The sequence below is a fragment of the Kitasatospora sp. NPDC057692 genome (assembly GCF_042799475.1).
Taxonomy (GTDB): Bacteria; Actinomycetota; Actinomycetes; order Streptomycetales; family Streptomycetaceae; genus Kitasatospora.
The window spans coordinates 1-1199 of sequence record NZ_JBHVIV010000205.1 but is presented as its reverse complement, the minus strand read 5'-3'; the positions used below and the strand labels follow the sequence as shown (position 1 = coordinate 1199).

Genomic DNA, 1199 nt, shown 5'->3' with positions numbered 1-1199 from the left:
GATAATAACACCACATTGTAGACGTGTCTACATGTCTACACGGGTAAATACTCTCTTTTTTTTACAATTCTCTTCAAAATAACCCTTCCCTCTGCCATAATGTAATTATTTATAAGATTCGAAAAAATTGATAAAGGGGGTAATCTTATTGAGCTCACCAATTGCATATGAAAAAGTTGCAAACATGCTGAATCAATGGTATTCAAGCATTAAACAGCATAATATATCGGCAGCAGATGCAAAAAAAGAAGAAATACAACCTCTTCTGGATTCAATGGATGAGAACCAAGACGTTTTGCTTTACTATAACCTTTTAGATGCACGTTATCTGCTTCTAAAAGAGGAATATAGCAAGTCCGGCGGCGTTCTTGACGAGCTCGAAAAAACTGCCGAAGAACACGAAACTGATGATATGATCCAGTATTATTTTTTCTTTTTCTCCGGCATGTACGCGTATTATAAAAAGCAATACACTAAAGCCATTATGTACTACAAAATAGCCGAGGAACGCCTTAAAAGGATCCCTGATGAAATCGAAAAAGCTGAATTCCATTACTACTTGTCAAAAGCTTATTATCAGATAGATCAAAACCATTTCTCACTAGTGCATGCTGAAATTGCTTACGACACATTCAAAGCACATGACACATATAAAGAAAAAACAATCAACTGTGAAATGATGCTAGGTGCTAATAAACTTGATTTGCTGCTCTTTGAAGAAGCTGAAAAGCACTACGAAAGCGCAAGAACTATAGCAAAAGCAAATGACTTTAGATACTCTGAAAGTTTGGCCCTTTTTAACTTAGGAATTGCTTATGAACGGCGAAAAATGTTTGCTGAAGCATCAACCTGTTTTGAACAAGCTTGGACTATTCCAGAACATATAGAGTCATTTGTAGGTGTCCGCTCGGCGTATATGCTTAGTAAAGTGCTTTTTCAATTAGGCGATTACGAACTTGCCCGAACATGGTATGACAAAGCTTTGAAAAAAGCTACGGCTGAAGGAGAACGGGAGTATTTAGCGAAATTAAAGTTGATCCATTCTTTATATGAAAAGCAAAATGACCAAGAGGTCAGACAAAACATCGAAGTCCTCGAAAAAATGCAGCTGTGGTCAGAGACAGCCGATCTCTCAATAGAAATAGCTGAATATTATAAGAATAGGGATGACTTCGAAAAAGCTGCATACTATTTTGAAC

The 1199-nt window shown here is 36.7% G+C and carries 1 protein-coding gene; it reads left to right on the top strand.

Annotated elements, in window-relative coordinates; translation table 11 throughout:
* Positions 1-148: 148 nt before the first annotated feature.
* Positions 149-1199 (top strand): tetratricopeptide repeat protein (locus ACFVFS_RS40820; protein WP_380630186.1); only part of this gene is annotated, 1051 nt, incomplete at its 3' end.